The following is a 6,000-nucleotide window of genomic DNA, read 5'->3' as shown; positions in this document are numbered from 1 at the left end:
AGCTGGTGTTGCAGTTGTACAGCCTACTTCTACGAAAGCAGGTATAATTACTGTTGATGCCCAGGTAGATGCTAAGTCTATTAACGGTAGCCCAGCAACGGCAAGATTTGTTATCGCTAATAACTTAGAAGTAACTAAAGTAGCTGATCAGCCTCGTGTTAAAGCAGGTACAAATACAACGTTCACTGTTACGATTAAGAACAACGGACCAGCCGACATTGCAGCAGGTAAGGTCATCACTCTTGGAGAGCTACCAGGTACAGGTCTGACAATCACGGGATACGAAGTGACTTCTGCTAATGGTACGGCAACAGGAACAGGTAACTCTGCTACAGTAACTACAAACAGTGTAATTGCAGTAGGGGGTACTATAACAGTGAAAGTAACCGCTACAGTAGGAGCGGATGCTCCATCTACTATCACCAACGGTATTAAAGTTTGGGGGCCAGATAAGGATCCAGGGACTGATCCAGAGGATGATAAGGATGATACGCCTCCGATCCCGGTAGATCGTGAATCGAATCTGAGTATTGTTAAAAAGTCAGATCAGACTCGTGTAAAAGCGGGAGAAAATACTACCTTTACATTGACTATTACAAACGATGGTCCATCTACTATCGATATTGGCGAAAAAATCCAGTTGACAGAACGTCCTGGTGCTGGCGTAACTATCGATAAATATGAAATAATAAGTACGAATGCAACGGTCAATGGAACGGCTAATAATGCAACGGTAACTACAACAGCCAAGATAGCTCAAGGACAAACGATTGTAGTAAAAGTTATAGCTAAAGTCGATGCGGATGCACCAACGACTATTACCAACGGTATTACAGTATGGGGGCCTGATAAAGATCCTGGAACAGATCCAGAGGACGATAAGGACGATACTCCTCCAATTCCTGTAGATCGCGATTATAACTTGACAATAGAAAAAATAGCGGATGAAGCGCGTGTTAAAGCGGGTGAGACTACAACATTTACAGTGACGATCACCAATAATGGTCCTTCTGTGATGGAGATAGGCAAAGATATCAAGCTAACTGAGCGTCCAAGTGCTGGTGTGACTATAGAGAAATATGAAATAATAGGTAATAATGCGACGATATCAGGTTCAGGTAATAAAACTACTGTAACAACTACTGCTAAATTAGCTTTAAGTGGTACAATTACAGTGAAGATTACAGCTAAGATAGATGATGAGGCTCCGGAGAATATTACGAATGGTATCTCCGTTTGGAGGCCAGGAAAACCGGATACAGAGGATCCTGATGATAAGGATGATACACCAGAAATACCGGTAATCTATCCTTTGATCCAAGCGGTAGATGATATCGCGGAGACGAAGACAGCAATACCAGTGACGGTGGATGTGTTGGCAAATGATATTGTTACCAAATGGGATATTGTTCCAGCCAGTATAGAGGTGGTTGCATCGTCTGCAGGAGCGCAGCTTAATGTCGAAATGGATGGTAAGGTGACGTACACTTCATCCCGTGATATGATCGGTGAAGATACCTTTACTTATCGTGTGAAGGATGTAAAAGGCAGATGGAGTAATACAGCAACAGTACGCGTAGCAGTAGCTAGCAACGACCTGGATATTCCGAATATCATCACACCGAACGGAGACGGTAAAAATGATGTATTCCGTATCAAAGGTATTGAGCTGTATGATAAAGTATCACTCACAATTGTCAACCGTTGGGGTAACGAAGTGTATAAGAGTAATACATACAATAACGATTGGGGTGGATTAGGACTGAGTGAAGGTACTTACTTCTATGTGTTGGAGTTGTTAAAAGGTGGAAAAGTAGAGGTACAAAAAGGATGGGTGACAATCAAATCAAATTAATTGAAGTAATTAAGTAATACGCGTTATGAAACGATACGGAATAAAATGCGCACTAACGTTGACCATGGCTCTTCTGGTATGGAAGGGCTACGGCCAACAAAACATTCAGTTTACGCAGTACATATTTAACTCGATAAGTATTAATCCAGGCTACACGGGCTATAAGGAGGAATGGTTTGGACAGATGGGACTTCGCAGCCAGTGGGCAGGATGGGATGGTGCTCCAAAAACAGGAACTATCTCGGTAGACGGAGTGATCGATCAAGACAAGCGACATGGGGTAGGACTTCAGGTGACAGCAGATCAGTTGGGTGCTCAGGCAGCGACCAGTGTTTATGCCAACTATGCTTTGCGTTTACAATTGGATCGTAGAGACGAGAATCGGTTGGCGTTAGGTATTGCGGCAGGAGTGACACAGTATAGTCTTGATGGTAATAAACTAAAATATCACGATCAGGGGGATGTGGTAGTTCCGGAAGGAAAGATTTCTACTTGGAGACCAGATGTTCGTTTGGGTGTGTATTATAGCAATCCGAAGTGGTACGCAGGTGTTTCTGTTCAGGATTTGTTTAGCAATAGTAATAGCGGTGAGGATTTTCAGTTCAATCAAAATTCCCTTGAAAGTTTGTATCGTAAAGTGCATGGCTACTTTATTGCGGGGATGCTTGTCGAATTGGATCGAGGTTTAATGTTGAGGCCAAGTATTCTTATAAAGGATGATTTCAAGGGGCCGACCTCCATGGATCTTAATGCCATGTTTATTTTCAATGACAAGTTTTGGATAGGAGCAGGATACAGAACGAGAGCAAAGATCTTTAATCGTGAATATGTGTCAAATTCTGCTAGTAAACTGAGCTCATTGAATTCGATTAGTGGTGTTGCCCAGTTTTATGTTTCTCCAAAATTCCGTATAGGATACTCGTACGATCACATGCTCAACCGGATGAGCGGTATGCAGAATGGAACACATGAGGTTACCTTGGGGGTTACTTTTGGAAGGACTGGAAGACAGGTGTTAAGCCCTAGGTATTTCTAAGATCATTAAGGATAACAAAACCTAGTTAGATAACTACAAATTGTGAAACATATGAACAGAAGATATTACAAGGGAATAGGAGCTTTAGTTTTATTACTAGCTCTAAATATAAAGCCTATTTTGGCGCAAGAGCAACCAGGACGGAAGGCTCGGGCCGAGCAGGAGTTTTTGAGAATGGAATATGCTAATGCAGCACAGTCCTACGAAGAATTAGTGTTGGATAAAAAGAATCCGAAGACGTTGGATATGGAGCGGCTGGCCGAGAGCTATTATTATATAAAGCGTTACGACCTGGCAGAGAATTGGTTTTCTAGAGTGGTCATGTTAAGTGATGCTAGTAAGGATGCTCATTTGAAATATGCAGAAGTATTAAAGCAACAGGGAAAATACCCAGAGGCGAAAGAACAATATGGAAAGTATATCAGCAAGTATGGAGCTAGTCAAGAAATAGATCGCGCTATTATCGGTGCTGATTCTGCGGCTTACTGGATGCAACACCCTACTAAACATCAGATAAAGAATGAGCAGGCAGTAAATACCGCACTGGCCGAATTTGGGCTTACCCCAACGGCAAACGGAGCTTTATATGCCGCCGAACCCAATAGTTTGTTAAAGGAGAAGGGTGGGATGACTGGGCAGGCCTATCTGAAAGTATATTCGGCCGAGCGGCGTATGGACGGGAGTCTGAATTATCCTAACCTGATGACAGAAGCATTTAATAATTCTACTTATCATGTAGGACCTGTCGCCGTAAACTTAGCAAATGATAGGTTGTTTTTAACACGTACCTATGCAGGTAAAGATGCGCAAAAGTACAAGGCTAACTCGCAACGTTGGAAAAAGCAGAACTTGGAACTAAGCATTTACAAGAAAAATGGAGACGCTTGGGTAGAGGGGAACTTTCCTTTCAATAATGTAAAAGAGTATTCACTGGGACATGCTGCATTAAATAAAGATGAAACGGTTCTTTATTATGCTTCAGATATGCCGGGTGGACAGGGAGGTGTCGATATTTGGTATTCCGAATTGCAGAGCGACGGCACCTGGGGAGCTCCTCAAAATGCAGGTAGTCAGATTAATACTACAGGCGATGAAATGTTCCCTGCGATAGAGGGAGATAATCTCTATTTCTCCAGTACAGGCCATATAGGTATGGGCGGATTGGATATTTTTAAAGCGAAAGGTGCTAAATCTAGTTTTTCAAAACCTATCAACATGGGATATCCGGTAAACTCAGCTTCTGATGACTTTGCTTTTGTAAACAGTATGGATGATGACAATCATACGATGGGGTATCTATCATCCAATCGTTTAGGAGGAGTGGGGTCTGATGATATATATTCCTTTACGCTGACAAAACCTCGGTTAAATATTGAGTTGATTACGATTGTGAAAGATAAAAAAACAGGCGATATTTTGGAACAGTCTGTAGTTATGCTGTACGATCAAAAGAATGTTGTTGCTAGAGGAAGTACCGATGGAAATGGTACCATAAATTTTGATCTGGACAAGGGATTAGCTTATAAAGTGTATGGTGAAAAGGAAGGATATATGGCCGATAGTGCATTGGTTAACGCTGTTTTTCCAAAACAAGATACAACGATTAGAGTTACTTTGAATCTTCAACCTGTAAATAAAGTGGGTGAAAAATTTGTCTTAGAAAATATTTATTACGATTTCGATAAGCATAATATTAGACCTGACGCCGCTTTAATCCTAGACAAATTGGTCGCTACGATGCGAAATAATCCAACATTGAAAATCGAACTTTCAAGTCATACGGATAGTCGGGGCTCTGATAGTTATAATATGAAGTTGTCACAAAAGAGGGCTCAGTCTGCCGTTGATTATATAGTCAGCAAAGGTATAGACGGGGATCGGATGGTTGCCAAAGGATACGGCGAGACGCGATTGGTAAATAAATGTGCAAATGGTGTGAAATGTACGCCAGAAGAACACCAGGCAAACAGACGGACAGAAGTCGAAGTGCTTGCTTATTAATTAGCTCAGTTTTTTATCATACGATTCAGTATGATTTTATAATGGTAGATGCGGAATGCGGTATTTTCTCCCCGATTTTACCGCTTCCTTTTTTTGAAAGTGTCTGTTTTCAAAGGCCATCAAGAACTTTCATGCCTGTTGGTGATCCAGAGGGATCATGAAAGTTTTTTCTGAAAGTGTCCGTATTATTGATTCGTTTTAACTCTTTGTCGCATCAATGATCTGACTTCGTACGGTTTAATGGACATCAAAAACTTTTTTCATAACATTGTTCTTTATTATTGGCATTCAAGAGCTCACCAGACACGATCGGGTTCAGTTTATCTCTGTTTGTAATTCAATGGAATCATGGAAGTTTTTTAGTTTAAATCACTTTGTGTAGAGCATGGTCATTAATAGCACGGAAGACCTGTTCCACTACGTTATTGCAGTAAATCAAGTTGAATTCGAATAGTTCTGAGGGCGTGTAGCTTTTTTCTATTTCTTTACGGAGCTTGTCTTTGGCGCGATTGAGCCTCACCTTAACATTAGCCTCGCTGATATCAAGTAGACTGGCGGTTTCAGCTATATCTAGCCCGTTTATTTCGCGTAAGGAGAACACGATACGATACTCTAATGGAATCCGGGACAACGATTCTTCAATAACGTGGCGGAGTTCGTGCTGTTGTAGAATGGTGTTCGTGTCATTGATCGAATGGTTGAACATGGGTTTCGAGTTATCATCGATTTCCATACTGATCTCGTTCTTAAAGCTCGATTTTTCGCGTTTACGGTGGCAATTATTCAACATAATCCGTATAATCCAAGATTTGAATTGAGCACGCCCTTCAAATGTCGCTAAGCCTTTAAAGGCGTCAATAAAACTGTCCTGCATAAGGTCTTGCGTGTCTTCATGATTGTAGTTGTAAGAACGCCCTATTTTGTAAAGGTAAGGGTTAAATCGTCTTACGATCAACTCGTACAGGCGGTTGTCACCAGCTAAAATACGGTCGATAAGGTCACCTTCGAGAAGGTCATTAAATTGCTCCATAGTGTAAATTGATGTTAAGTTTTTCAACTCAAAAATAAGCAGATTTTGACAGGAATCCCATCTAAAGGGCTAAATATT

The 6,000-nt window shown here is 41.3% G+C and carries 4 protein-coding genes; 3 read left to right on the top strand and 1 reads right to left on the bottom strand.

Annotated elements, in window-relative coordinates; all coding sequences use genetic code 11:
- From B5X76_RS19500 to B5X76_RS19490, 3 genes are all read left to right on the top strand, one after another.
- On the top strand, window positions 1-1,855 hold a 1,855-nt coding region (locus B5X76_RS19500), incomplete at its 5' end, for a T9SS type B sorting domain-containing protein (RefSeq protein ID WP_139375405.1).
- A gap of 25 nt (window positions 1,856-1,880) precedes the next feature.
- Window positions 1,881-2,891 carry a PorP/SprF family type IX secretion system membrane protein gene (locus B5X76_RS19495; RefSeq protein ID WP_079645603.1) on the top strand — a complete coding sequence of 337 codons (1,011 nt, stop codon included), beginning with the start codon at window positions 1,881-1,883 and terminating at the stop codon, window positions 2,889-2,891.
- Between the two features lie 51 nt (window positions 2,892-2,942).
- The gene (locus B5X76_RS19490) at window positions 2,943-4,892 is read left to right on the top strand and encodes an OmpA family protein (RefSeq protein ID WP_079645602.1); all 1,950 of its coding nucleotides are present in this window, start codon (window positions 2,943-2,945) and stop codon (window positions 4,890-4,892) included.
- Between the two features lie 364 nt (window positions 4,893-5,256).
- Here B5X76_RS19490 and B5X76_RS19485 read toward each other — a convergent pair whose 3' ends face one another.
- Entirely contained in the window at window positions 5,257-5,922 is a 666-nt protein-coding gene (locus tag B5X76_RS19485; protein ID WP_079645601.1) for a sigma-70 family RNA polymerase sigma factor, read from the bottom strand.
- Between the last annotated feature and the right edge of the window lie 78 nt (window positions 5,923-6,000).

Source organism: Sphingobacterium nematocida, assembly GCF_900168125.1.
Classification (GTDB): Bacteria; Bacteroidota; Bacteroidia; order Sphingobacteriales; family Sphingobacteriaceae; genus Sphingobacterium; species Sphingobacterium nematocida.
This window is presented reverse-complemented; position numbering and strand designations above follow the sequence as displayed.